This is a genomic window from Bradyrhizobium frederickii, from assembly GCF_004570865.1.
GTDB lineage: Bacteria > Pseudomonadota > Alphaproteobacteria > Rhizobiales > Xanthobacteraceae > Bradyrhizobium > Bradyrhizobium frederickii.
Genome location: NZ_SPQS01000007.1, coordinates 225,869 through 252,828, shown reverse-complemented (window position 1 = coordinate 252,828; position 26,960 = coordinate 225,869). Strand labels below are relative to the sequence as shown.

Sequence of the window (26,960 nt, the reverse complement as noted above, 5' to 3'; positions counted from 1 at the left end):
GATTTAGTCGATTTGACTATCATGTTCAAAAATATTTGTCGACCCGGTCGGCGGTCAGGCGAGGAAGTCTCATGGGTGTGGAAGGCATCGCGGCGCGAGCGCCGCTTCGTGAAGTTGAGGTTGCCGTCGTCGGCGCCGGTCCGGTTGGGCTGATGGTGGCGAACCTGCTCGGCCTCGCCGGGGTGCAGGTTGCAGTGCTGGAGGCCAACGAGGGGCTGCTCGGTCTGCCGCGGGCCATCGCCTACGATGCGGAAACCCTCCGCCTCTTCTCGCAGATTGGGCTGCTCAACGACATCGCGCCCGGACTCATCCAGAACCCCCATGTTCGCCACCTCAACGCGCGCGGTCGCGTGCTGATGCAGGCGGACCCTCCGGCCTGCGGGCTGTACGGTCACTCGTCGCTGGGCACCTTCTACCAGCCGGATTTCGAGCGGGCTCTACTCAGGGGGCTGGCGCGGTTCGATAATGTCAGGGTGCTGTTTGGGCACACCGTCACCAACCTGGTGCAGAGTCGCGACGAGGCCGCGCTGTCGATCGCAACCCGCCATGGCGCGAGCACGTTGCGGGCGAAATTCGTCGTTGGCTGCGACGGCGGCACGAGTCGGGTCCGCGATCTGCTCGGCGCCAGGCTCATCGGCTCGACCTACACTCAGCGCTGGCTGGTGGTCGATGCTCTCGTGAAAGGGCATGACGTGAAACAGATCAGCTTTTACTGCGACCCGGGCCGTCCGCGCGTGGAATTGCCGGCGGTGGGTGATCGCGTGCGCTGGGAATTCATGCAGCTTCCGGGCGAGACCGAGGAGGACCTGAAGAACGATGGGCGGATCATGGCGCTGATCGCCGACAACACGCGCTATCGTGAGGTCCGGATCGAGCGCAAGGCGGTGTACACTTTCCACGCTCGAGTCGCTGACCGTTGGCGCAACAATCGCGGGTTCCTCGCTGGCGACGCAGCGCACTTGATGCCGCCATTCGCCGGCCAGGGCATGAACGGCGGCATGAAGGACGCGGTCAATCTCGCCTGGAAGCTGGCGTCCGTGCTCAAGGGGGGCGCGGCTGAGACGATCCTCGACAGCTACGAGCTCGAACGCGCGCCGGTGGTGCGCAAGATGGTCGAGGTGTCGCGCCGGCTCGGCTCGGTGATCATGCCAACGAGCCGCAGCACTGCCGTGCTGCGCGACGCGATCTTCGCCTGCTTGAACATGTCGCGTGCCTTCCGCGACTTCATCGGCCGCGGCGGCGTGGTACCGCCACCGACGATCGGCCGCAGTCCGTTGACCGGGGTTGGGAGCGATGCCCTGATCGGCCAGATGCTGCCGCAGCCAAGCGTCAAGACGCCGGACGGCTCGTTCCCCCTCGATGGGTTTCAGGCGTGCCATCAGTGGCTGGTGCTCGGCATCGGCGTCGATCCGGCGACGATGCTCTCCGCGCGCGACCTCGGCATCCTCGATGCGCTCGATGTCCGCTTCGTTTGCGTCAACGGCGGCAGCGGGAGACCGCGGACGCTTGACCTGCGCTGTGACGATCCCGCCTTCGATGCCTGGGTAAAGCGCCACGCGGTGCGCGCGGTGCTCGTACGCCCCGACCGTTTCATCGCTGACCGGCTCGATCCGCATGGACGCGATCTGCCGGTTCTCACCCCGTTCGCGCGCGCGCGCGGCGTCACCGCGCCGCCGATCGCGGCCTGAGTTCGAGGAGAACCCGCATGTCGACCAACCCGTTGCTCAAGAGTGGCCCCGGCAGCATCGAGCTGCCGCGCAGTGCCTCGCCCGTCGTGAAGGCAAACCAGCTCATGTACGCGCACTTCGAGCGGCCAGATCTCGAAACAGCGGAGCGCTACCTCATCGACTTCGGTCTCGAGCGTGCCGCCCGGACCGAGCGTGAAGTGTTCATGCGCGGAACCGGGCCTGTGCCGTATATCTACCGCGTCACTCGAGGTCGCAACGCCCGCTTCCTCGGAATCGGGCTTTCGGTCCCGAAGCCCGAGGATCTCGATACCCTGGCCCGGAAGCTCGGCGGCCGCGTCGAGCGGGCCGACGGACCGGGAGGCGGCTTGGTCGTGCACCTTCGCGATCCGGAAGGCGTTGCGGTGCACGTTCACCACGGCTTCACCCCAAGCGAGCCGCTGCCGGTCCGCCCGCCGATCCTGCATAACGCGCCGAGCCAGACTGTGCGCGTCAACGACACCCAGCGGCCGAAGCTCGAGCCGCCACAGGTCACCAAGCTCGGCCATCTCGTGCTGGAGACGCCCGATTTCAATCGCAGTGTACGCTGGTATATGGACACGTTCGGCTTCATCCCGTCGGACGTAATGTGCCTTGCCGACGGCACGCCGGTCGGCTCGTTCACCCGGCTCGATCGCGGCAACGAGCCAAGCGATCACCACACGATCTTCATCGCTATGGGGATGGAGTCGAACGTTGATCATGTGGCGTTCGAGGTTGTGGATCTCGACGCTGTGGAGATGGGCCAGCAGGTGCTGATGGCCAAGCGTTATCGCCATGCTTGGGGCGTCGGTCGCCACCTGCTCGGCAGCCAGATCTTCGACTATTGGCGCGACCCTTGGGGCCAGAAGCACGAGCACTACGCCGACGGTGACCTGTTCGACGCGGCACAGCCGGCAGGCTATCACCTGATGGACCGTGGCGGCCTCTACCAGTGGGGGCCTGACCTGCCCGACGACTTCATCGACACCCGCATGACACCGCGACGGCTCTGGCGGGTGCTGAAACTCGCGATCAAGGACAAGGCTCGGGTGAAGCTGCTGGTAGCGCTCAAGAACAGCATGGCGAACCCGGGTCGCCAGTGGCAACGGTAAGTACGGCTTGCCCCTTCTGCAATTTCATCACGACTACACTTGAAAGGCGTCCGATGGCGGTACGAGACCTTGGCGACATTCGGAGAATCGAGGCAGAGCCTCTTGCCTCGCGAGGCTTGCCGCGGACGACCTTTGATGTGTTCTCGGCGAGCGCGAAACGCTGGCCCGATCGGAAGGCGCTGTCGTTCTTCCCGACCGCGGACACCTATCAGCGCGCCTCGACATGGACCTATGCGGAGCTCCTCGCGGAGATCACCCGCGCTGCGAACGCGCTCCACGCCTTCGGCGTCAGCGTCGATCAACCAGTCGCCTATGTGCTGCCGAATCTCCCCGAAACCCACTTTACGATCTGGGGCGGGGAGGCGGCGGGCGTGGTGCTCGCGGTCAATCCGCTGCTCGAGCCTGATCTGATCGTGGAGATCCTCCGCGCGGCCAAAGCGCGGGTACTGGTGACGCTGGCACCGTGTCCCGGCGCCGAGCTTTGGAGCAGGCTTGCGCCGCACCTCTCGGCGCTCCCCGAGCTTCGCGTGGTCGCGCTGGTCGACCTCATGACTTACCTTGGCGGCGCCGGGGAGACGGCGGTCGCGGCAGCAGCGGCCAGCGTGCCTGACGTCAATTTCGAGGTCGTGGATTTCCGCGCGGCGATGCAGGGCCAGCCGGCCGATCGCTTGGTCGCGCCGCGGAAGATCGCGGAACATTCCGTCTCATCCTACTTCTGCACGGGCGGCACGACAGGCGCGCCGAAGATCGCGGTGCGTACGCACGGCAACGAGGTCTTTGATGCCTGGGCCGCGGCGCAAGTGCTCGGCGAGCGCGAGGAGCCACGCACCTACTTATGCGGCCTGCCGCTGTTTCACGTCAACGCGCAGCTTGCCACCGGCCTGTTGCCGTGGATGCACGGCCACCATGTGCTGCTAGCCACTCCCGAAGGCTACCGCGGCAAGAACCTGATCGCGCGCTTCTGGGAGATCGCGGCGCACTACCGCATTGCGACCTTCTCCGGTGTGCCGACGATCTATGCCGCCCTGCTCGAAGCGCCGATCGGCGACAACGACATCTCGAGCCTCGAATACGCGATCTGCGGCGCGGCGCCGATGCCGGCCAGGTTGATCGAGGCATTCGAAGCGAAGACCGGCCTCAAGATCGTCGAGGGCTATGGGCTGACCGAGGGCACTTGCGTCTCTTGCCTCAATCCGCCGGAGGGTGAACGCCGCGCCGGGTCGATCGGCCTGCGCCTGCCATACCAGCAGATGCGCGTCGTTGTCCTCGATGACGGCGGGCGCTTCCTGCGAATGGCTGATGTCGACGAGGTCGGAACAATCGCCATCGCCGGGCCCAACGTGTTCGCGGGTTATCTCGATCCGCAGCACAACAAGGATCTGTGGATCGATATCGAGGGATCACGTTGGCTCAACACCGGCGATCTCGGGCGACAGGATGATCAGGGCTATTTCTGGCTGGTCGGCCGGCGCAAGGAGCTGATCATCAGGGGCGGGCACAACATCGATCCGAAGCTGATCGAGGATGCCCTCCACAAGCATCCGGCCGTCGCCATGGCGGCGGCGGTTGGCAGCCCCGATGTCTACGCTGGCGAGGTCCCGGTCGCCTATGTCCAGCCGAAACCCGGTATTGCCGTTAGCGATGACGAACTGATGAACTTCGCTGAGACCCATATCCCTGAGCGGGCGGCAATCCCCAAGCATGTAAGGATCATGCCGTCGCTGCCGCTGACGGGGATCGGCAAGATTTTCAAGCCGGCCCTGCAGCAACGCGAGATCGAGCAGGTGGTCAGGGCACAGGCAGCAAACGCGGGTGCGATCGTCGATGAGCTTTCGTTCGAGCGAGATCCACGCTTCGGACAGGTCGTTCGAGTTCGTGCCAGCGCGGGCGCGGCACCCCTGCGGGCGGCGCTGGAGCGTTATCCGTTCAGATCCGACGTGCTGGATTGAGCCCGTGGCCCGCAGATTTCGCGAACCAATCGGACGGTTGTGGCATCCAGGAACTTGGGGACGAGCGGCAAGATGGTGACGAATGCGATAAGTGCCGCCCTGACGTGCGTCGGGCCGGGTGATGGCTTCGAGGTCCGCCGGGTTCTCCGGCGAAAGCCTGCGGCCGGGGAGATCGAGGTCGCCGTTGCGGCGGCGTCGGTCAATCCCATCGATGTGCGGCGCGCGCAAGGTTATGGCAGGCGATTGCTATCCCTTGTCGGGGCCGGTCGGTTTCCCATGGTGCTGGGCAATGACGTTGCAGGCACCGTGAGTGCCGTCGGCAACAATGCCGGGGCGTTCAAGATTGGCGATCTTGTCTTTGGCGTGAAGCCGCCCTCGGTCGAGGGCACTCATGCCAGCCACGTGCTGGTAAAGGCTGCGCATATGCTGTCCGCTCCCAGGGGGTGGGATCTTCAGGCGCTCGCGGCACTTCCGTACAGCTTCGTGACCATGTGGCTCGCGGTGCGGGACGCCGGGCTGACCCGGCAGAATGCTGCCGGAAAAAAGGTGCTCATCCATGGTGCGGCCGGTGGCCTCGGGACCTTGGCGTTGCAGATGCTGTCCAGATGGGGCAGCCAGGTGACGGCGATCGCGCGGCCGCCGGATTTTGCGGCCTGCCGGCAGGCGGGGGCGGCTGAGGTGGTCGACAGTAGCGTCAAGCCATTCGCGACGCTGTCGCGGGCGTTCGATGCGACACTCAATTTCGCCGCCTGGGAGGACGATCTCTCGCTGCTCGGTTGCCTTCGCGGCGGCGCGCTCGGCCATGCCACAACGGTGCACCCGCTGCTTGCGAATTTCGACGAGCTCGGCTGGCTACGTGGCGCCCTGAAGACCTTCTCCGACAAGCGGAGTCATCGGGCTGCCTTGCCGAAGGGTACGCAAAACTATGCCTGGACCGCCTTTCGGCCCGACGCAGCCGCGCTGCAGGAGCTGCGCCAGTCGGTCGAGCACCAGCGCGATGGTCTTTCCATTGGTCTGCGGACGCCGCTGGCCAGTGCGGGCCAGGCCTTCGACCATGTCAGAAGCCGGCAACGCGGGCGCGCACTGATCCTGCCCGAGTGATGCGCTGCGTCTCGCCCGGCTCGGGTCGATCTTGATGTTTGCTTCGTCTTAGCTACCTCAGGCGCATCCCCTCCAGCGCTTTACTTGAGCGATCGGATGTAGTCGGTCAGGTCTGCCCGGTTCAGCGACATCTTCGGCATGTTGGGGTGAGGCAGGAGAAGCAGGAGGCGAGGGTCGTGTCCCAAGGAGTGGTGTAGCTGGTAGCGAAGCCTCGCGACGCGCGCCCCACATAGCGCCGTAGCGAGCGAGCGGCTTTGACCTTTGCCGTCGACCAACTGATCGAGCTACGTACATCGTGAGGCGTATATTGCAGCCCTCGGTGGATGGGCCGGCATTTCCTCGTAAGCCATCGTATCGGTGCATGCTCCCCTGGGATGTCCTGCGTCTGCCCACGACCAATTGAGCCTTCGGTCGCCAGTGGTACACAAGACAGTGTCACCAAAGCCAGCGCCTGCACTCAGGGGAGGGGCTCAAACCTCCAGGTGCTGTGCGTCGTTCGACGGTGGCCGCTTATCGAGCCAGCCTTGGAGTCAAAATGGGTGAGATCATTCGATTCATTTCAAACTCGGATCGCGAGCGAGAGCGCCTCATTCGCCAAGCGCGCGCAAACTATGACAGCATATTTCCAGCTGAAGACCTCGCGATCGGAGGTCAGAGGGACACTTCACTGGCAACTCATGGCTTCGGCGGTGCCGACCCCAGGCACGGAGGGGTCTCGTCATGATCAAGATCATTGCCGTGCTGTGTAGTCTCGCCTCTCCGGCAAATTGCCATGAACAGGTCGTCACCACCTCGGACTTTGCCGATATTTCGATGCAATCCTGCTTGATGGGAGCACCGCAACTCGCCGACTGGATGAGGCAGCACCCTACCGAGCGTCTCGCCGCATGGCGCTGCGTCATCGGAAAACAGGGCGAAAGAGGAGCCTAGACCACGGCGGGCCGAGAGCGAATTGCCTGTCGAGATTTGCCGCCGCTCGCCGATCTCCAGTGAGACGCAAAATCCGGCGCCTTGGCGCGGCAAAGCCTGGGGCGCGCTTCCTGGAATCGCCTGGGGTTCGAGAACTTACTCGCTGACGACGGGCATTATCGTCAGCGCAATCAACTATTGTCACAGCGCAAGGAGATGTGCGTGCTCTTTCGGTCTTTGGTTCTGCCTGATGAAATCCTTTGAGAAGGCCAGCCGGACCAGCAGCAACGACTTGGATGAATTCATTCGTCGCGAAAATATCGCGCTCTTCCGCAAGAAACTCGCCGAACCCGGACTGTCCGATCAACAGCGCAAGACAATCGAAGCGCTGCTCCGCAAGGAGCAGGACCGGGAGATCTGACCGGCGCTGCAAGGATGCAGCTTCGTCGTGCTCAACTTGCAGGCTGTGCTTGCGACTCGCTGTGGCGGTACACGCACTTCCTGCGAACGAGCAGCAGGTTTTGCCCAAGTCGGCAGGGGGCAGTTCCTGGCGGGATCCGATCGACAGCTTTGTTCGCGAGAAAGGTAATTCAGTAGGGTGCGCCCGAAGCACCAGCGCTCCGCCCGCCGCGCCGCCAGTACTTTGGCTTAGGTTGCGCCGCTTTTTGCTGAGCGGCATAATCGACTCTTGGCGCGAGGGAGTCCAGCGCTTGAACCTCCGTTTTCCGCACGATGTTGGCGACATAGCGGATCTCCAGCTCCTTTGGGAGGATTCCGAGAAGGCGGTCTATCGAGGGCGTCGTCTTGATGGACATGGCGAACTTGCATCGGTCCTGATCGTTCTTCCTGCTGTCGAGCAGCCCCCGGCTGCCGTCCTCGCTCGTTTCAGTCACGAATACGCCCTGAGGGATGAACTCGATGCCGCCTGGGCGGTCCGGCCGCTCGACCTCGTGCGGAGGGATGGTTGGGTTCTGCTGCTCCTCGAAGATCCCGGTGGCGAGCCGCTTGAGCGGCTGATGGACGAGCCGATGGAGATCGGCACCTTCCTGCACTTTGCGATTGATGCCGCCGCCGCCCTGTCCCACGTTCATTCGCGCGGCTTGGTGCACAAGGACATCAAGCCATCGAACATCTTCGTCAATTGCTTAACAAGGCCCGCACGGCTGTCGGGATTTGGACTGGCATCGAGATTGTCGCGCGAGCGCAGGACGCCGGAGCCGCCTGAGATCATTGCCGGCACGCTCGCCTATATGGCGCCCGAACAGACCGGGCGCATGAACCGGTCGATTGATTCACGGACCGATCTATACGCGCTCGGGGTGACGTTCTATCGCATGCTGACCGGCGTCTTGCCGTTCAGCGCCACCGAGCCGATGGAATGGGTGCACTGTCACATCGCACGAGAACCGGTCGCCCCTGCCACGAGGCTCGAAAGCGTTCCCGCTCCAATCTCTGATATCGTGGTGAAGCTCCTCGCCAAGATCGCTGAGGAACGATATCAGACCGCGGCAGGTCTCGAGCAGGATCTCAGGAAGTGCCTGGATCAATGGGAGGAGCGAAACCGCATCGAGCCGTTTCCTCTGGGTGAAAGGGATGCACCTGACCGGTTGTTGATCCCAGAGAGGCTCTACGGACGCGAGCACGCCGTCCAGACATTGCTCGCCTCGTTTGACCGTATCGTCAATGGCCACGGGCCGGAGCTGGTCCTCGTTGCGGGCCAGGCAGGCATCGGCAAATCCGCGGTGGTTTCGGAGCTGCACCGCGCGCTGGTACCGCATCGCGGTCTATTCGCCTCCGGCAAGTTCGATCAACTCAAGCGCGACGTCCCTTTCGCCAGCGTGGCACAGGCCCTCGAGGGATTGATCAGACCGTTGTTGGGAAAGAGCGAAGCCGAGTTGGCGCCCTGGCGCGCAAATCTGAGCGCTGCTCTCGGCCCCAACGGGGCGCTCATGGTCGGGCTCGTCCCCGAGCTCGAGCTCCTCATCGGTCCGCAGCCACCAGCCCCGGAGCTGTCGCCGAGAAACGCGCAGCGCCGGTTTCAGTCGGTGTTGCGTCGGCTGCTTGCCGTATTCGCCCAACCGGAGCATCCGCTGGCGTTATTTCTGGATGACCTGCAATGGCTCGATGCGGGCACGCTCGAGGTGATCGAGGATCTGCTGATCCAATCGGATCTCAATCACCTGTTGCTTGTCGGCGCGTATCGGGACGACGAGGTCACCGCCACGCATCCTTTGATGCGGCGGCTTGCGGCGGTCCGGGATGCCGGCGGCACGGTGCAGGAGATCACCTTGAAGCCGCTTGCGCTTGATGATGTGAACTTGATGCTGGCCGAGTCGCTGCGCTCGCGCCGCACACGTTCCCTGGCACGCCTGGTCCACGAGAAGACCGCCGGAAATCCGTTCTTCGGCATTCAGTTCGGGACCGCGCTGGCAGACGAAGGACTGCTCACTTTCGCGCCTGACTCGGCGTCCTGGACGTGGGATCTGAAGCGGATACGCGCCAAGGACTATACTGAAAACGTCGTCGATTTCATTCTCGACAAGCTGCGCCGGCTGCCCGATGCGACTCGTGACGTCCTTCAGCAACTGGCCTGTCTCGGCAACGCCGCGACGGCTTCGACCGTCGCTGTTGTGCAGAACAAGACCGAAGAGGTCGTGCACGCGAGTCTTTGGCCGGCGGTACGCGCGCGCTTGCTATCGCGGCAACAGGGCGCCTATCGATTCCTGCATGATCGCGTACGGGAAGCTGCGTATGCATTGATCCCCGAGAGCCAGCGGACGGCGATGCACCTCGCGATCGGCCGGCGACTCGCGGCACAGGAGCCGCAGAGCACGGTCGAGGAGAACGTGTTCGAAATCGTCGGGCAACTCAACCGCGGCAGCGCGCTCATCACCGCGAGCGAAGAGCGCAAGTTGCTTGCTGAGCTCAATCTGCTTGCAGGGACGCGCGCCAAGCAGTCGACGGCGTACTCCTCGGCTCTCACCTATTTCAGCGCCGGCGCGGTAGTGCTGGCGGACAACGGCTGGGAGCAGCGTCGCGATCTCGTCTTCGCTCTTCAGATCCAGCGGGCGGAATGCGAGTTTCTTACGGGTGCGCTCGCCGACGCGGAATCGCGCCTGTCAGAGCTGGCGTATCGAGCCGTCACTCCTCCTGAGATCGCGAGCGTAACTCGCCTGCAAGTCGATCTGTTCATGACGCTTGGCCGAAGCGATCGCGCCATCGAAGTCGGCCTTGATTGTCTGCGGCGCCTTGGCATCGACTTGCCCGCCCGTCCGACGTCCAGGCAGCTTGACGAAGAATATGCGCAGCTACGGCGCCAGCTCGGAGACAGGGCAGTTGAAGAGTTGCTGGATTTGCCGCGGATGGTTGATCCATCGGTCCGTGCGGCAATTGATGTTCTCACTTCGCTCGTAACCCCCGCACTGTTCACGGACGAAAGGCTACGCTGCCTGATCATCGGTCGAATGGGAAACCTCAGCCTCGAGCACGGCAATAGCGATGGAGCGAGCTATGTCTATACCACCGTAGGCAATGTGCTGAGCCTGTATTTCGGCGACTACGAACAAGGTTTCCGTTTCGGTCAGCTGGGGCTCGATCTGGCGGCGCAGCCCGGAATGGAACGCTTGAAGGCGCGGGTCTACCTGGCCTTCAGCAATCTGGCCAAGCCGTCGCCGCGTCACTTTCCCGATGGCGGCCCGATTGCCAGGCACGTCTTCAACGCGGCGCAACAAACCGGCGATCTCACCTATGCGGTGTTCAGTTGCAACAATCTTCTCACGCAGCTTCTCGCCGGCGGCGCTCCCCTGTCCGAGGTGCACCGCGAGGCGGAGGCCGGTCGGGAGTTCGCCCGCCGCGCAGGCTTTGGTCTCGTTGACGCGCTCATCAGTATCCAGCTCCGATTGGTCCGAGCGCTGCGTGGACTGACGCAGGCGTTCGGCCGCTTCGACGAACAGGGCTTCGATGAGCAGCAGTTCGAACGAGAGCTGGAGGTGGCCTCCGATCGCGGAATCGCCGCTTGGACATACTGGGTTCGCAAGTTGCAGGCGCGCTTCCTCGCTGGCGACCATACATCAGCGCTTGCTGCCGCCGCGGAAGCGGAGCGCCTCCTGTGGCTGACACCGGCGATCTTCGAGCGGGCCGATTATCACTTCTACGCTGCGCTGGCGACAGCGGGGCTATACCCCGCGGCCTCTCCCGCCGAGCGCAGGCGATACCGAAACAGCCTGCGGACTCACGCGCGCCATCTGAGGGCATGGGCTGACCATTGTCCGGAGAACTTTGCCGCGCGCGCCGCGCTGCTCGGCGCCGAAATCGCCCGGCTCGACGGCCGCGTGCTCGATGCCGAAGCTCAGTTCGCGCGCACCATAGAATTGGCGCGCGCCAACGGCCTTCTCCACGATGAGGCACTGGCGAGCGAGCTGGCCGCTCGCTTCTTCGCGGAGCGCAGTTTTTCAGACATTGCACAGATGTACTTGCGCAAATCCCGCTCTTGTTACCTCCGTTGGGGCGCCGACGGTAAGGTTCGGCAGCTTGACGAGTTGCACGATCAGCTGAGCCATGAAGAAAGGGCGGTGCAGCCGACGAGCACCATCGGCGCGCGAGTCGAGCAGCTCGATCTGGCGACCATCATGAAGGTATCGCAGGCCGTTTCTGGGGAAATGAACCTGGAACGGCTGGTCGATTTGCTGTTGCGAACGTCCGTCGAGCAAGCCGGCGCCAGGCAGGGCCTGCTCATCTTTACGCAAAGGGATGGGCCCCGGATCAACGCATCCGCCAGGACCGTCGGCGATTCGATCATCGTCGAACGGTGCGACCAGCCGGTAAGTGCGTCCATGCTCCCGTTGTCCGTCCTCCATCATGTTCTGCGGACTTCGGAGATTGTCGTTCTGGACGATGCGCAGAGCCAGACGTTGTTCTCCTCGGACCCGTACATCAGGCAAGCCCGGATACGATCTGTGTTGTGCGTTCCGCTGCTTAACAGAACCAACATCACGGGCGTGCTGTATCTCGAGAACAATCTGGCTCCAAAGGTCTTTTCACCGCGACACACCGCTGTTCTGAAGCTGTTGGCCTCTCAGGCGGCCATCACAGTGGAGAATGCGCTTCTATATCGCGATCTCGAGCAGCGAGAGGCGAAGATCCGGCGTCTCGTTGATGCGAATATCATCGGCATCTTCACCTGGCGTATTGCACCAGCCGATGCGCAGGACGACCAAAGCTGTCTCGTGGAGGTCAACGATGCATTCCTCCGGATGCTTGGATACGATCGGGACGATTTCGTCGCGGGCCGTATGCCACGGACCTGCCTGACCGCAGATCAGTGGCTGGAGAGAGATCTGCGGACCTTGGCTGAACTGCGCGAATTAGGTGTCTCGCAGCCATTCGAGAATGAATATCTTCGCAAGGACGGGTCTCGCGTGCCGGTGCTGATGGGCGGCGCTTGTTTCGATGAAACAAGAACCGAAGGCGTCGCTTTCGTGCTGGACCTGACCGAGCGCAAGGCGAAGGAGCGCGAGTTGCGTGTGAGCGAGGAACGGTTTCGGACCTTGGTCCAGTTCTCGTTCGACGTCTACTGGGAGAGCGACGCGCAGCATCGCTTTGTGCGGCAGGAGTTTGCCGATGGCTTGGCCGATGCGCCCGCTCCGGGCTCCGAGATCGGCAAGACGCGCTGGGAGGTCCCATACCTTGAACCGGATGAGGACGCCTGGCGCAAGCACCGTGAGACGCTTGACAGCCACTTGCCGTTCCGCGACTTCGAACTCGCGCGACCTGCACCTGACGGTAGCAAGCGTTACGTCTCCGTCTCTGGACTGCCGATATTCGACGAAACGGGTCGCTTTACCGGCTATCGGGGCGTGGGGCGTCATATCACCGAGCAGAAGCGGGCGGAAGAGGCGCTCCGCCGCAGTGAATCCTATCTCGCCGAAGCGCAGAGGCTGAGCACCAGTGGCGCGTTCGCTTTCAATGAAAAGCAGTCGCTCTATTGGTCGGACGGACTGTTCCGAATCTGGGGTTTCGATCCGAGCAAGGGCATTCCAAGCCGCGAGATCTGGTGGGAACGGATCCATTCAGATGATCGCAGCAGGGTCGAGCGGGAACTCCAGGACGCGTTGCGACGGAAGCGGGATTATTCCATCGAGTACAGAATCGTTCTCCCGGATGGAGGCACCAAGCATCTTCGCTCTATAGGCCGTCCCTCATACTCCGCCGCCGGAGAGTTTCTCGAGGTCGTTGGCACCACGATCGATGTGACGGAGCGCAAGCGGGCGGAAGGCGAGCGAGAACGGCTGCGCGAACTGGAAGCGGATCTCGCGCATCTCAATCGACTGGGGGTGATGGGAGAGTTGACGGCCTCGCTCGCCCACGAGATCCTTCATCCGATAGCCACGGCGCGCAACAACGCCCGTGCGGGAATGCGCTTCCTGGAGATGAGCCCGCCGAATCTGGGCGAAGTGACGGAAGCGCTTGCCTGCATCGTCAGGGATGCGGATCGAGCCAAGGACATCGTCGGTCGCATCCGAGATCACATCAAGAAGACGCCGCCCAGGAGTGACCTCTTCGACATTAACGAGGCCATAGACGAGGTAATCGTGATGGTGCGCCACGCGATCAACAGAGGAAAGGTGGCGGTCTACACTCGCTTGAAGAAGGGTCTGATCTCGGTTCGAGGCGATCGTGTTCAGTTGCAGCAGGTGGTGCTGAACCTGGTCCTCAACGCCGTGGAGGCCATGAGCTCGGTCGAGGATGGACGGCGTGAGCTGTCGGTCAGCACTGAATCTGGGGATGCAAACGGCGTGTTGGTGACGGTGAGCGATTCCGGTCCGGGAATCGATCCGGCGCATCTCGACCTGGTCTTCAAGCCATTCCACACCACAAAGGCGAGCGGAATGGGGATGGGGCTGTCGATTTGCCAATCCATCATCGCGGCTCATGGAGGCCACTTGTGGGTGGAGCCAGGCCGGGACCGAGGTGCGGTATTCCGGTTCAACCTGCCATCCGGGCTGGAGAATCCATGACGCGTTGTCGCCCGCTCAACGTGATCGATGAGCCAGGCCAACGCGCGGCCCGAACTCATTATGGTCTCCATCGATCTGATGAGCCGGGTCGACGTGACAATGCCATGCTGAGAGGAGACCTCTCGTGAGCGCCATTCGGAACCTGCTGCACGGTGAAACCGGGCAAAACCGGGCTCGCCGACTGCAGGTCGTAGGCGCCCAGCTCCTGCTTGGGCTCGCCGGGCTGGCGCTGAGCACGTACATCGCTGGTCAACTGGGCTTTGGGCTCGGGAGAACAGGCTTCTTCTACGTGATTGTCCTCGCGCTGGTTTCACTATTGGGCAGCTTTGCGGTCTCGGTGCTTCTGTCGATTGTGGCCGCTGGCTGTCTGGACTACTTCTTTGCGCCTCCTATTGGGCAGTGGCGAATCGAGTTCTCCGAGGATTTGCTGAGGATCGCGACCTTCCTGACCACGTCGTTGGTCGTCACCGCGCTGACCACCAAGCTCAAACGAGCAGGAGACAAGGTCCACGAGAATCAATCCAAATGGGACAGGGCCGAGCGGATCGCCCATTTCGGCTGGTGGGAGCGGAATTTCACCAGCCATCGTGTGTCTCTTTCCGATGAGGTTTCCAGGATATTTGGCGTGCAACCGGTCCAACTGCCGGATTGGCATCGTCGCTGGCTGGACCTCATCCACCCGGATGATCGGGAGAAAACCGCCGCTGCTGCCGCCGCGGCGTTGCGTCCCGGCGGACCTCGCTATGATGTGGAGTACAGGGTTGTACGTCCGGACGGGACGCAGCGAATAGTTCGCAGTCAGGGTGATGTCGTCTGGGACGGACGCGGACGGCCGCTACGGCAGTTCGGGGTTCTTCATGACATCACCGAGCTGAGACAAGCGGAGGTCGAGCTCCGCGCCAGCGAAACGCGCTTTCGCACCTTCGTCGATCATGCGACGGATGCATTCTTCCTCCTCAACGATCATTCCATCGTTGTCGACGTCAATCAGCGTGCCTGCGAGACCTTGGGCTACGACAGAACAGAGCTGATCGGCAAGCATCGACGTGACTTCGATGTTGGACTTGACGAGGCCGCGATCAAAAAGCTGAAGCAGACCATACTCATCCAGGAGCGCGTCACTTTCGAGACGGTTCATAGGCGCAAGGACGGCAGCTCCTTCCCGGTGGAGGTTCGCGTCGGCCATTTCGAACAAGAGGGACGTCGATTCCTGTGCGTGGTGCGAGACATCACCGAGCGTAAGAAGGCGGAACAAGCGCTGACGCGCAGCGCTGCTTATCTCGCCGAAGCGCAACGGCTGAGCCATACCGGGACCTCCGTGTTCGATGCGAACGGCAATCTTTACTGGTCGGAAGAGTGTTACCGGCTCTGGGAGCTTGATCCCTTGCAGGGATTGCCGGATGGCAGAACGGTTCTGCAACGTGTCCATCCCGATGATCGCGAGCGGGTGCGTGAACAGATCCGGCGAGACCTCCGCGAGAGGAGAAGTCAGCCGTTGGAGTTCAGGATCGTTGGCCTTGATGGGACGATCAAGCACATCGAAACCAACTCGCATCCCCTGTTCTCTGCGGAAGGAGCGATCGTCGAGGTGATCGCGACACATGTCGATGTGACTGAACGAAGGCTCGCGCAAGAGCAGGCTGAAAGGTTGCGCCAGCTGGAATCGGATCTGGCGCACATGCATCGGCTCACCATCATGGGAGAACTGACGGCCTCGCTGGCTCACGAGATCCTGCATCCGATCGCGACCGCGCGCAACAACGCCCGTGCGGGAATGCGCATTCTGGAGTCGAACCCGCAAAAGACGGACCAGATCAGGGAAGCGCTAGCGTGCGTTGTGAGGGATGCGGATCGTGCCAAGGACATCATTGGACGCGTACGCGACCACATCAGAAGGGCGCCGCCGCGACGTGAGATATTCGACGTCAACCAGGCCGTTGACGAGGTGATTGCATTGGTGCGAAACACGATTGAGAAAAGCTCGATTTCGGTGCGCACCCGCTTTACGGAGCACAAGGCCTTCGTTCGTGGGGATCGCGTTCAGTTGCAGCAGGTCACCCTGAACCTCATTCTGAACGCGGTGGAAGCAATGACCTCGGTGAACCAGGGGGGCCGGGAGCTGACCATCAACACGGAGTTCAGCGAGACCGGCGGTACGCTGGTCCGGGTAGGCGATTCAGGGCCGGGAATCGAACCCGAGCATGCTGCGAAGATTTTCGAGCCCTTCTACACGACGAGGAGGGGCGGGATCGGTATGGGATTGTCGATCTGCCGGTCCATCATCGATGCTCATGGCGGTCGTCTGTGGACGGAGGCCGGCCAACCTCGCGGCGCGGTGTTCCTGTTCACGCTTCCGGCAACCGAAGAAATGCCGGAGGACGTGAGTTCGACACCTCGTGCCACAGGCGAACGTCGTGTGTTTGAGGACGCCGATCAAATGGCCTTTAAGTAACAGAATGCAAAGTTTGGTCTAAGGGAGATGCAGGATGAAAGCCGGACAGAATGGTCGAACTGCGGCATTCACGGCGCTGTTGCTTGCTGCGAGTGCGGTTGCGTTGCTCGCGTCGAGCTTGTCTGCGCAGGCCGAACCACGTGACAAGTGGTGCAAGGGCGTGCACCTCCGGTTTTTCGTCGGCGGAGCGGAGGGCGATTCTTTCGGTACCATCGTGTACAACGGAGCCAGGCAGGCCGAACGCGACCTGGGGCCGACGGTGGACTACATATTCTCCGGCTGGGACGTTGAAAGGATGACCCAGCAGCTTCGTGAGGCGATCGCGGTCAAGCCCGACGGCATTGCCATGATGGGGCACCCTGGCGACGCCGCTCTGATGCCGCTCGCCGATGAGGCCGCCGCCGGTGGAATCAAGATGATGTATCAGAACGTACCCGTGCCCAAGGTGATGGCAAAGTTCGGTGGCGGTTATGTCGGGCCCCAGGTCGCGCAACTTGGCCGCGCGCTCGGGGTCGAAGTGGTCAAGCGCGCCGGCCTGAAGCCCGGTGACGTGGCCTTCATGCAAGGTCCATTCGAAAACGAGAACCGCGGCGCGCGGGAGCGCGGAACGGTGGCGGCAATGGAGGAGGCGGGCGTCAAGGTCATCAAGATCAACTCGCAGCCGGGATGGGCGGCGGATCCGAACCTGGCTTTGCCGGTAATCACCGCCGCTCTTGCGAGGTATCCCGAGGTCAAGGCGGTTGGCTACGGTGGCGGCCAAATGCTCGGGAACGTACCCGCGTTCATGCTGGCGGCCGGCAAGAAGCCGGGCGAGATCTTCAATTTCGGCGTGGATACGAGTCCGCAGGTGGTGGAAGGGTTCAAGGGGGGCTGGGTTCAGCTTGCCGCGGATCAGCAGCCCTTCATGCAGGGCTATCTGCCCATCCTCGGGCTGTGTCAGCAGATCGTCTATCGTTTCACGCCGATCAGCTTGGATACCGGCGCCGGCTTCGTAACACCCGACAATTACAAGGACATTGCCAAGCTCGCCACCGAAGGTGTGCGATAGATCATGTGAACAGCGCCCGTCTCTTGCGGGCGGCTGAGCTTCATGTCCGGCGGGAAAAGGCATGGCGGAACGAATTGTCGAACTGTGCAACATCAGCAAGCTCTTCGGACGGATCTGCGCCCTGAGCGGCATCAGTCTCGGCATCGAGACCGGTGAGGTCGTGGGGCTGATCGGTGATAACGGGGCCGGGAAATCGACCCTGATCAAGATCCTTGCTGGAGTCGTGCAACCGACGTCAGGAGAAATCTTGGTTCGCGGAGGGCCGGTCACCGGCTGGAACGCAGCACGGTCGCGCAACGCCGGTATTGAAACCGTGTTTCAGGATCGCGCACTCGCGATGCAGCAGTCTGTCGTCCGCAACATATTCATGGGTCGCGAACTTGCAGGCCGCTTCGGTTGGTTGAAGCTCGGGAGAGAGATGCGGGAAGCCGAGCGTTTGATGCAGGAAATCGGCTTCACCTCCAAGCTGCTTTCGCCCCGCTCGATCGTAGGACAGCTCTCTGGTGGAGAGCGGCAGGGCGTTGCAATTGCCCGCGCCATCTACAACGAAGCCGAATTGATCATTCTTGACGAACCGACGGCGGCGCTCTCGCTCATCGAGACGGACAAGGTGTTCCGCTTCGTGCGCCAGGTGAAGGCAAGTGGTCGCTCGGTCCTGTTCATCGGTCACAACATCCACCATGTCTATGATGTCGCCGACCGGTTCATCGTCCTTGATCGCGGCCAAGTGGCGTTGGAGGCCTCACGCGCCGACCTGCCGTCTGCAGAAGCGCTCATAACCCTGATGGAGGAATTGGCGCGCCCGCCAAGAGGGTTGGTTCCATCGTTCGCCCACGCCGAGCAAAGCCAGTGAGCGAACTCGTACGTCCGGAAGCAAGTGCGACGAGGCAGACAGGGGCCGCGATCGGCCGCGCGATACGTGGTTTCGTCGAAGCCAACCGCGCGCCGCTCGGAGCACTTGCGGTCTTCGGTGTCATGATGGCTGTTTTCTTGGCTGCGAACCCGCGCGTGTTCTCCGAATGGAACATCTACCGTTCGGTCCTGACGACACTTCCCGTCGCGCTTTTCCTCGTCGTGCCGCTGGTATTCGTCGTCACTGTCGGCGAGATCGATCTTTCCTTTCCGGCGACCATGGGCTTTGCCGCCTGGATCTTTGCGGTCGTCGTCCACGCCGGCTTTTCGCCTTACCTCGGCGCCTTGGCTGCCATTTTCACCGGCATGTTCCTCGGACTCGTCGTCGGGTCGGTCGTCGTTTACTTCAACCTGTCCTCGCTGGTGGCGACCCTCGGCATGAACTTCGTGCTCCGCGGTGTGATCCAGATCGCCAACGAAGGGATGCCGATCGCGTTGACGTCGCTGCGCGAAAGTTCGCTGAGGACCGTGTTTGCCAGCCCGGTGCTGGGCGTGCCGGCGCAGTCGCTCTGGGCGCTTGCCTTCGTGATCTTCGCCGCGCTGCTGTTCAATCGGCACCGCTTCGGGGTTCAGGTAAAGATCGTCGGAGACAATCCGGACAGCGCTCGCCAAATGGGAATCGACGTCAATTGGGTCAGGGTCAAGACCTTCATTTTCGTGGGACTAGGGGCGGCGCTCGCGGGCATTGTTTCGACCCTGATCAACTTCACCTGGTGGCCGACCGCGGGAGAAGGCTATTTCCTGCCGGTGCTCGCCTCGGTTTTCGTGGGCGGCACGCCTACCTGGGGCGGAGTTGGAACGGTCGTCGGCGGTGCGATCGGTGCTCTGACCGTGTCTTTCATCCAGACCGGAGTGATTGGTGCAGGGCTCTCCGGCTTCTATGTCCAGTTCTTCGATGGCGTCATCATCATACTGTCCCTGATCGGCCATCGGTGGAATCAGGCGCGCTACCGATGAAGGTGGCACCAGGATCGGATCGCCTTGCCATGTAACGTTTGCAACGCTGGCCTCGGTGGCGGCCGCAGCTCTTGCAGCCCTGTAGCTCCCGGGGACCGTTACGGTACTTATAGGCTGCGGTGAGCGCGACCGCCACGCGGTTTCGATCGGCTTGCTAGCTGTCACCTCCTTTCAAGGTCATCAACTCGTGGGCCGACAGAAACGCCCGGTCAGTGATTGTGATAACGTCCACATCTGTGTCATCAGGCTCCAGTGCGCGACGGCAGCCGATATGATGAGCTTTCCATTGCGATCTGCTGCGACGCTGGGCTGCCTTTCAGGCGGCTGCCGCGCTCCCCAACGCACGGCAAGAGACCGTCTTGGCCGCCCGGCAGAAGAGGTGTCGCATCATGTCAAATGGTCCGCCACTGCCGGCACACGTCTTGGCTGCGGCTTGACACTCAAGCCGTCCTTCGCTGCTGCGCATGCGGTCGCTCCATTGACCTTCAGCTGGGTTGGTTCAACTGGCGCTCCCTTGCCGTCGCACTTCAGGCAAAGGTGGCGCACCGAGCTTGCGTCATAATGATCCGTCAGGTCTCGCGGTGAGTAGGGACAACGAGCACAGAGCTTGACTCTCAAATCGACCTCCCGAATCGTTGGATGCTTCGACGCTTGGCTGGCGTAGGTGCTCCCCTTGGCCGGAGATGCCGTTCTTAGGGACGTTGAACCGAGTCGGAGCTCGTCTTCGCGATTGCAGAGAGTGCCGTCGTTCGCGGATCCGTGTCCCGCCCCGGAGCCGCTCAGTATTCTCGGCTGGATCGTCTCGATTTTGCGGGACCGGCCATACGGTCAGCCTGATCAAAAACCGACCTGCACGGCACGCTTAGCTCTGAGCGCCGCTGCCTCAGGCAGGTCGCGACATCAGTCGGATCCGGGATGTAGCTGCTGCAGAGACGGAATGCGTCCGGCGCACACGCAGCCTGCTGTTCAGCCGTGCCACGATTGTCTTGCGCGAATGCAGTCGTGAAGGAGAGCGCACATAACGCGATGAGGTAGGCAAATCTGGATTTGAGTATCACGGCTGCTCCTTGCAGTTCATCATCCGAGACGGGTAGTGGCCTTCTTGTAGGATTCGCAGCGCGCTATCAGGAAGGCCGCAATGATGAGGAACAGGCTGAAGCCTATCAGCGCGATCGCCACGATCGCGCCGATGCAAGCGAGCATCAGCGAGGCACAGACGTCGCACCAAGTCGCCAGCCAGACCACCATAGCCTAAGCCCGCCTATGAGATTGGGGTTCGCAACGACCATCGCAGGGAGAGCATCGACAGTCCATTGCCCCGAAGTGGAGCAGAACTGTCTGATTGCTTGGTGGGCTAAGCTGGAGCTTAGCAAGACAGAAGGCGACCGGTGTAAGATCGACGATCGGTCAGAAGGCGGGCGCTCGAAGCCGTCCAGCTCCGAACTGAAGATTCGATCTTCGGTGGCATCGGCCGTTGGAGTCGCTCAGGAGCGCTGCACCTTCTCCGGGACGAGTCCCAAGGTATCGGCCATTCGGCTAAGCTCGGGGAGCGAGCGCGCCTTCATCTTCCGCATTAGATTGGTCCGATGCACCTTCACCGTGGATTCAGCGATGCCGACGTCGTTGGCGATCTGCTTGTTGAGGCGGCCGGCGGTGGCCTGGATCATGATCTCACGCTCGCGCGGGCTGAGCGTTTCAAAACGCTGCCTGAGTGCTTCAAGCGCCTTTTCATTTTCCCGCCGGGACCGATCCCGCGCGAGGCCCATTTCGATCGCGTCGAGGAGATCCTGATCACGAAACGGCTTGGTCAGGAATTCGATGGCGCCCCCCTTCATCGCGCGCACGGTCATCGGAATATCGCCGTGCGCGGTGATGAAGATGATGGGAAGATCCTTGTGCGCGGCGGCAAGCTCACGCTGGAGGTCGAGGCCGCTCCGCCCCGGCATCCTCACGTCCACGAGAAGACAAGTAGGGCCATCCGTGATTTCGCCGGAGCTCATGAAGTCGGAGACGCAAGAGAACTGGCGGGTGTCGAGTCCCACGGTCCGCAGGAGCCTTCCGACCGAATCGCGAAATTCCGCATCGTCATCGATGATCAAGACACGGGGAGTCGCGTCCAGCATCTCTGCACCTGAGTTGGAGGGGTACCGCGTTGTCCCCGCACGCAATCTTACCCACAATCCTTCCGCAAGAACAGCCCCTCGGCCTGGCGGGGGCTGCCAAGCTGCCATAAGCCATAGCTTAGAGCGGGCGGCATTGCTTTGTCGCAACTCAAGGCGGAGAGTGGAGGGTGCATGCTTGCGCGCAGTGCGCTGGCGAGCCAACGGCCTGGAATCGCTATGCCGAACAGGGACGATAAGGTCATTGCGGTCGTCGAGGACAATGATCCTTTTCGCGAGTCCATGCAAAAACTGATAACGTTGCTCGGCTATACGGTCGTGGACTTCCCATCGGCGGCAAGCTTCTTGGCGTCGCCCTTCGTCGACAGGACGGCGTGCCTCGTCGCCGACGTCAACATGCCTGGCATGACCGGGCCTGAACTCCACAGGCACCTCAAGGATGCCGGATACAGGATCCCGACGATCCTGGTCACAGCATATCCGGATGAGGTCGTGCGGGATCGGGCCTTGAAGGATGGTGTCCACTGCTATCTCTGCAAACCCGTGGATGACGAACATCTTGAGCGATGTCTCGGCTCTGCCGTGCAGCGCGCCGAACCGCCCGACCAGCATCCATGAGCGCGTTGGCCTCGCGCACACGAGCCGTGCCTCGATAATCCAATGGGCGAAGCGTTGCGGCCTTGGCTTACTTGCTTGCGTCGCCGCCGAGAATACGATTTCGCCATCAACCGAATGAGGCCTGGATGAAGGCATCCCGCCCCGTGGTTGGGGCCGGTGTTGCGTCGAGCGAGTGATCACCACACATCAGCGGGCGCGTCACAATGACGATGTTGGACGAGCAGATCAGCGATAGTCTACCCCTTCATTGGCGCGCTTGCGATGGGCACATCGCTCCGCCTGCACTCGTCTTGCCGAATGGCGGCGCGGCCGAGGATGGTAGCTCGCGCGCGCCCAAGGTGCGCGCGTGCGGTGGACTCCCGCCGCGGACGGTGCGGAGAATCTGTGAATTTGTCGATGGTCACATCGAACAGCGCATCAGCATCAAGACGCTGGCGGGAATTGCCAACTTGTCGGTGTGCTACTTTGTGAGAGCGTTCAAGCGGACCATGGGCACCACCCCGCACGAATACTTGATGCGGCAACGCGTGGAGCTCGCGATGCGGCTGCTGTCCGGTAGCGACATGGGCTTGTCGGAGATTGCCCTGGCTGCCGGATTTGTGGACCAAAGTCACTGCGCGAGACGATTTCGTCAGCGAGTGGGAATGTCTCCGCGCGACTATCGTTGCCTCACCTCGTGATGCGGCTCGAGGCGAGAACGACCGCCGGCTTCAGCCGCCACACTCGTGTTGTTCTGGCGCCACCTGTGACCATCGCGGAGGTTTCGCGCATGACGCTGCGGCTATTTCCAGGATGTTCTGGCCGGACCTTGCGTGGGAAAAATACGACGCAACGGTTGCGACAACTCCGTACAAGAGCCGAAGGGGCGTCCACGTTAGAGTTGTTTTGTCGAACGTTCCAGCCTCGTTCCGCCGAACGACGCTGGTCTCGACGCTAGACCCGCAAAGCGCCTCTCCTCCCGAGACGCTCCGGAGCGTGCGCCGATGATGGCGACAGTTCCGACGGGTCACTTGAGCCGACAGCGTATCGCTGTCGGCTCTTTTTTTGAGCTCGCGTCGGCGTAGCGACGGGCAGGCAAGGGGCCCGGTAAACCATTGTTTAGAGGCTGCTCCCCACGGCCCAGTGGATTTGCGCGGCGACGCAGAACAGGATCACCGTGCTGTTCTCGAAGGATGCGATTGCCCGGCTCTGCCGACGCTGGAGCCGGATCGTCTGCGATCCTTCCGAAGAAGCGTTCGGAAACGTGTGCACCAGGCTGGAAGAGAAGAACGAGTGATTCCGAGATGTGGGCCAAAGGGGATTAATTGTCAGACGCGCAGCCTTGGGACGACGCTCGAATCGTCCAAGCAGGAGGCGAGAGAGTTGGAGGCCTGCGGCCGGATCGTGGAGTCAGCTATGCGGCTGTACCGTCAGGTCGGCTACCGGAAGACCACTGTCGCCGACATAGCGCGCGAGGCCTCGATGTCTCCGGCAAACGTCTATCGCTTCTTCGCTTCGAGACGGGCAATCGAAGAAATGGTCGTTGGGACGCTCCTCGATGAGGTCGCCGCGACGGCCACACTGGCGGCGCAACGCAGCGGTTCGGCACTGCAGCGCCTGAATGTCTTGCTGGCGCTCATCTCGCAGATGCACGCAGATCGCGCCGCGAACGCCGGTGGGCTGCACGAGCTCGTGGCCCTCGCGGCGCGCGAGAATTGGCAGGTCGCCCTGTCTCACGCGGACCGTGTACGTGGCGTCGTACGTCCGCTGATAGAAGCAGGGCAGGTGAGCGGTGAGCTCCGTTCGGGTAGCCCGATGACGCTGACATGCTGCTTGTTGGAAGCGATGGATACCTACCTTAGCCCATTGCGGATCAAGGCGATGTCCGTTCGGCCAACCTTCGAAGAAATGATGAGCTTTTGCGCGGTTGCGCTGGCCGGCGAGCCGGGACTCAGCTCGGGGACGGTCGATTTGCGCGCGCCCGCTTGTGCCGGTGTGGCCGGTCAGGCTCGCAGGCCGAAAGGAAAAAGCCGACCCGATCTTTAATGAAGCTCGCCAACTCCGATCTCAACTCTGCCGGCCGCTCACCATGGAGCGATCGAAGGAGTATGGGAAGGAGGATCAGGTCTAGGAAAATCTGGGCGGTATCCTGACGCCGTCTCGTGTGGATGGGCGCCTCGGGGTCGCGCGCCCTCTCTCGGTCGGCTTCACTCAGGAGCCGAGAAACAGCGCGCACGGAACGTTCGCGCGCGGCGTCATGAAAATTGCGGCTCAATTCAGGAAAGCGCTGCGCCTCGGCGATCGTCGCCCGCACCACGCCCAGCGATTCGTCGATGACACTGTCGACAATTGCGGTCCCAAGGCTCGTGAGCTTGTCCTCGACCGTGCGGCCCTCCAGCATGAAGCCATGGAAATCCGTCAATCCGTCGATGGTGCGGGACATCACTGCGGCAAATAGCGCCTGCTTTCCAGGGAAGTGGGCATAGATGGTCGGCTTGCTCGCAGGCGCGAGCTCGGAAATCTCGTCGATGCTCGAGCTCCGGTAGCCCTTGGCCAGAAAAAGCTGTTGAGCCGCATCGAGAATCCGCACCTGGACGCCTCCGGCATCATCCTTGAGCGGTCTCCCACGTTTGGGGCTCCTCCGACTGACCATGTTCGATGTTCCGATCACATGTTTGTGCGCGCGTCGTTTCAAGTGTTGATTCCCCTTCGGAAAGCCGCAAGATAAAGAAACTATACGGTATAGTATAATTGTTCTGTCGAACAAGACAATGGTGTACTCGATCACCTCTCACCCGCCGTTTATCGCAGGCGCTCGGTGCGTGCCGCCGAGAGCGGCCTTTCGCTCCCCCTGTTCGAGCTGCCTTGAGGAGGTGTGCCGTGACTGCGTTCAGTCCAGATCTGACAGCTGGAGGCATCCTCTTGCGTGAGCTGCAGCAGCGAGTTGGGAACGGGCTTACCGCCGCCATCAATATCGTCTCGGCCGCGGCCGTGCGCGCCGAAGCGGCGGAGACGAAAGCCGCCTTGAGCGACGTCGTCGAGCTGCTGCATGGGCAAGCCGACGTCCATCGCGCCTTGATCGTGCCTGAGAGCCAAACCCTCATCGATGCTGCAGTTTACATCCGCAAGATGGGCGCTGCGCTTCGCCGATCCATGCTGGATCAGATGAACATTCGCCTGGGATTCGCCACCGAGTCGATCCCTCTGGAAGCGGAACGCTGCTGGCGGGCAGGACTGATCGTGCACGATCTCATTGGAAGCGCGGCAAGGAATGCATGCTTCGACGGACGCGCTGGGGAGATCAAGGTCAAACTGTCCCGTATCGGGGCACTGGTGAATTGCGTCGTTTTGGACAACGGGTCGAGTTCGACACGCGTTGCGGCCGGGCGCGAGCTGCGCATCAGCAACGATCTGGCCATGGGGCTCTTGGGCCGGGTCGAAATCGGTATCGGAACGGAGTTCACATCGGTCGTGCTGTCGTTTCGGATGACGGAGCGGGAGCAACAGGCGAACTGGAAAATGGCGGTGCGTCGCATGAGGTCTCCACGGCGGTCCAGAAGGAGCCCTTCCGTCGTGGTCTCTCGCGGGGGAACGACGGCCTCGGCTCACGTCGATTGTGCTGCCGCAAGCAGGCCCACTCCAGATCCCACCCAAGCGCAGCCGGCCAAGGACCCGCCGGTGTCGCCCCACTAGATTCAACCGGAACGCAAAGGAGTACACCATGTCTCGCAACACACTCGTCATGCTCTCATTCGGTGCGGTGCTGGTGTCGATCGCGCTGGCGCCGACTGCATCGCTCGCGCAATTTCCGCCGCCTCCGCCCATGGCGGCTATGGGCCCGCCTCCCGTTCCAGCCGGAGGCGCTCCCGGGCTTGGTGGACCTCCTCCGATCGGGGCGGGCGGTGGCATGCGTGCCGGCGCCCCTGGGCCGGGTCCCCGCCTCGGCGCGGCCGCTGGCCCGCGCGGCAATTTCGCGGCCGTTGGAGCCAGCCGGCGCGCACTGGTAACCGGGCGCGTGTCGTCGGGCGGCTATGGCCGTTGGGGTGGCAGATCGTATCACGGCTATCGGGCAGCGTACGTTGCCGGAGCTTACGCCGCCGGAGCCTATGCGGGACATGGCTATGGCCGCTCTCGCTACGGCTATTCCGACGACTGCTATTACGTCTACGGGCGCCACAGGCGAGTCCTGGTCTGCGATTAGCCGTTGCATGATCGGGGCGTCCCGAGCACTTGCGGCGAGACGGATCGATCGTCCTGCTGCTTCAGCAAACTTCCGAGCGCTCGACCGCTGGCCGCGCTCATTCGACCCATGGGCAAGCGATCATGTGGCGAGCGCAGCGAAGCGCTCGCCTGCGTGCCGCCCGTCGCGCACTTTCGGAACGGTGTGAAAGCACACGTCATGGCATTGGCAACACGCCGCTACCACCATCGCTGCACCCGTGGCATTTGCTTGAGCTGAATGCGCCTAAGCCAAGGTTTAGCAGCGCATACCGGGGACGAGTGTATTCTTGGGTCACCGCGGCAGATGATGCAGTGACTGCTGCCGAAGGACGATTTCTGCCGCAGTAGCGATCAAGAAACACGCGCGATGCGTGCCTGACGCGAGGCTTGGTACGAAATGACGCCAAACAGCCACGACCTGATCGATGCGGCCAAACGCCTGCGCAAACTCGGTGTCCCAGTCGAACTCTCGGGATTGGGCAGAGTCAAGGTGCGCGTGTTCCTTGCCAGCGGCTGCCTTCTGATGCAGTCCGATCGTTGTTCGCGATTGGAGCTCATTGTCAGCGAGCTCGTGTCGAATGCGGCTCGCTACGCCCGGTTCGATGAACAAGCCAATATAGAGATCGAGCTGATGCACGAGGCGGATTTCCTTCACTGCACGGTCTCGGACAACGGTGCCGAACCGGCGAGGCCCATTCGGGGCCTCGAGATCGCCCATCGCCTTGCAAAAGATCTCTGCGGCCGGATCAGCCACTGGTTTGACGATGAACGGACGTCATTGGTGCTGAGCATTCCGCTCACCGAGCGCGAACTGCAGGCGAACACATCCCCCGCCGGCGGTTAGCTTCGGACATGGAGCC

The 26,960-nt window shown here is 62.2% G+C and carries 20 protein-coding genes; 17 read left to right on the top strand and 3 right to left on the bottom strand.

Annotation, left to right across the window (positions count from 1 at the left end; all coding sequences use genetic code 11):
• Positions 1-71: 71 nt before the first annotated feature.
• The 11 genes from E4K64_RS14715 to E4K64_RS14660 all read left to right on the top strand — a co-directional run bounded on the left by E4K64_RS14715 (position 72) and on the right by E4K64_RS14660 (position 19,162).
• Entirely contained in the window at positions 72-1,688 is a 1,617-nt protein-coding gene (locus E4K64_RS14715; RefSeq protein ID WP_135164164.1) for a bifunctional 3-(3-hydroxy-phenyl)propionate/3-hydroxycinnamic acid hydroxylase, read from the top strand.
• Between the two features lie 17 nt (positions 1,689-1,705).
• On the top strand, positions 1,706-2,818 hold the full coding sequence (locus E4K64_RS14710; RefSeq protein ID WP_135164163.1) for a VOC family protein: 1,113 nt from the start codon (positions 1,706-1,708) through the stop codon (positions 2,816-2,818).
• A 53-nt stretch (positions 2,819-2,871) separates the two neighbouring features.
• Entirely contained in the window at positions 2,872-4,767 is a 1,896-nt protein-coding gene (locus tag E4K64_RS14705) for an acyl-CoA synthetase (RefSeq protein ID WP_135164162.1), read from the top strand.
• Between the two features lie 72 nt (positions 4,768-4,839).
• Positions 4,840-5,868: an alcohol dehydrogenase catalytic domain-containing protein gene (locus tag E4K64_RS14700; protein WP_135164161.1), complete on the top strand. Its 1,029-nt coding sequence runs from the start codon at positions 4,840-4,842 to the stop codon at positions 5,866-5,868.
• Positions 5,869-6,588: 720 nt separating this feature from the next.
• A complete protein-coding gene (locus E4K64_RS14690; protein ID WP_135164159.1) occupies positions 6,589-6,798 on the top strand; it encodes a hypothetical protein in 210 nt (69 codons plus the stop codon).
• Between the two features lie 22 nt (positions 6,799-6,820).
• Entirely contained in the window at positions 6,821-7,198 is a 378-nt protein-coding gene (locus E4K64_RS14685; protein ID WP_135164158.1) for a hypothetical protein, read from the top strand.
• A gap of 289 nt (positions 7,199-7,487) precedes the next feature.
• Positions 7,488-13,793, top strand: coding sequence for an AAA family ATPase (locus E4K64_RS14680; protein ID WP_135164157.1), 6,306 nt, complete (start codon positions 7,488-7,490; stop codon positions 13,791-13,793).
• Between the two features lie 124 nt (positions 13,794-13,917).
• Positions 13,918-16,245, top strand: a complete 2,328-nt coding sequence (locus tag E4K64_RS14675; RefSeq protein ID WP_135164156.1) for a PAS domain S-box protein — start codon at positions 13,918-13,920, stop codon at positions 16,243-16,245.
• A 34-nt stretch (positions 16,246-16,279) separates the two neighbouring features.
• Positions 16,280-17,293 (top strand): substrate-binding domain-containing protein, encoded by a 1,014-nt coding sequence (locus tag E4K64_RS14670; protein WP_135164155.1) that lies wholly within the window; start codon positions 16,280-16,282, stop codon positions 17,291-17,293.
• A 61-nt stretch (positions 17,294-17,354) separates the two neighbouring features.
• The gene (locus E4K64_RS14665; RefSeq protein ID WP_135164154.1) at positions 17,355-18,146 is read left to right on the top strand and encodes an ATP-binding cassette domain-containing protein; all 792 of its coding nucleotides are present in this window, start codon (positions 17,355-17,357) and stop codon (positions 18,144-18,146) included.
• Complete coding sequence (locus E4K64_RS14660) at positions 18,143-19,162, top strand: ABC transporter permease (protein ID WP_235884674.1); 1,020 nt, start codon at positions 18,143-18,145, stop codon at positions 19,160-19,162. The genes E4K64_RS14665 and E4K64_RS14660 overlap by 4 nt, the downstream gene beginning before the upstream one ends.
• A gap of 1,077 nt (positions 19,163-20,239) precedes the next feature.
• On the opposite strand, the gene E4K64_RS40310 is transcribed toward E4K64_RS14660, so the two are convergent.
• Positions 20,240-20,410, bottom strand: coding sequence for a hypothetical protein (locus tag E4K64_RS40310; protein WP_167772008.1), 171 nt, complete (start codon positions 20,408-20,410; stop codon positions 20,240-20,242).
• Positions 20,411-20,646: 236 nt separating this feature from the next.
• The gene (locus E4K64_RS14650; protein ID WP_135164153.1) at positions 20,647-21,285 is read right to left on the bottom strand and encodes a response regulator transcription factor; all 639 of its coding nucleotides are present in this window, start codon (positions 21,283-21,285) and stop codon (positions 20,647-20,649) included.
• Positions 21,286-21,501: 216 nt separating this feature from the next.
• Between E4K64_RS14650 and E4K64_RS14645 the strand changes: the two genes are divergently transcribed.
• The 3 genes from E4K64_RS14645 to E4K64_RS14635 all read left to right on the top strand — a co-directional run bounded on the left by E4K64_RS14645 (position 21,502) and on the right by E4K64_RS14635 (position 23,925).
• Positions 21,502-21,900, top strand: a complete 399-nt coding sequence (locus E4K64_RS14645) for a response regulator transcription factor (RefSeq protein WP_135164152.1) — start codon at positions 21,502-21,504, stop codon at positions 21,898-21,900.
• A gap of 203 nt (positions 21,901-22,103) precedes the next feature.
• Positions 22,104-22,580: a helix-turn-helix domain-containing protein gene (locus E4K64_RS14640; protein WP_135164151.1), complete on the top strand. Its 477-nt coding sequence runs from the start codon at positions 22,104-22,106 to the stop codon at positions 22,578-22,580.
• A 703-nt stretch (positions 22,581-23,283) separates the two neighbouring features.
• Positions 23,284-23,925, top strand: a complete 642-nt coding sequence (locus E4K64_RS14635; protein ID WP_283812325.1) for a TetR/AcrR family transcriptional regulator — start codon at positions 23,284-23,286, stop codon at positions 23,923-23,925.
• On the opposite strand, the gene E4K64_RS14630 is transcribed toward E4K64_RS14635, so the two are convergent.
• A complete protein-coding gene (locus E4K64_RS14630) occupies positions 23,831-24,469 on the bottom strand; it encodes a TetR/AcrR family transcriptional regulator (RefSeq protein ID WP_235884673.1) in 639 nt (212 codons plus the stop codon). The two genes, E4K64_RS14635 and E4K64_RS14630, sit on opposite strands and share 95 nt — an antisense overlap.
• A 290-nt stretch (positions 24,470-24,759) precedes the next feature.
• On the opposite strand from E4K64_RS14630, the gene E4K64_RS14625 reads away from it, so the two are divergent.
• The 3 genes from E4K64_RS14625 to E4K64_RS14615 all read left to right on the top strand — a co-directional run bounded on the left by E4K64_RS14625 (position 24,760) and on the right by E4K64_RS14615 (position 26,944).
• A complete protein-coding gene (locus E4K64_RS14625) occupies positions 24,760-25,572 on the top strand; it encodes a sensor histidine kinase family protein (protein ID WP_235884672.1) in 813 nt (270 codons plus the stop codon).
• Between the two features lie 28 nt (positions 25,573-25,600).
• Entirely contained in the window at positions 25,601-26,080 is a 480-nt protein-coding gene (locus E4K64_RS14620) for a hypothetical protein (protein WP_135164149.1), read from the top strand.
• Between the two features lie 417 nt (positions 26,081-26,497).
• Positions 26,498-26,944: an ATP-binding protein gene (locus E4K64_RS14615; RefSeq protein WP_135164148.1), complete on the top strand. Its 447-nt coding sequence runs from the start codon at positions 26,498-26,500 to the stop codon at positions 26,942-26,944.
• Positions 26,945-26,960 lie beyond the last annotated feature (16 nt).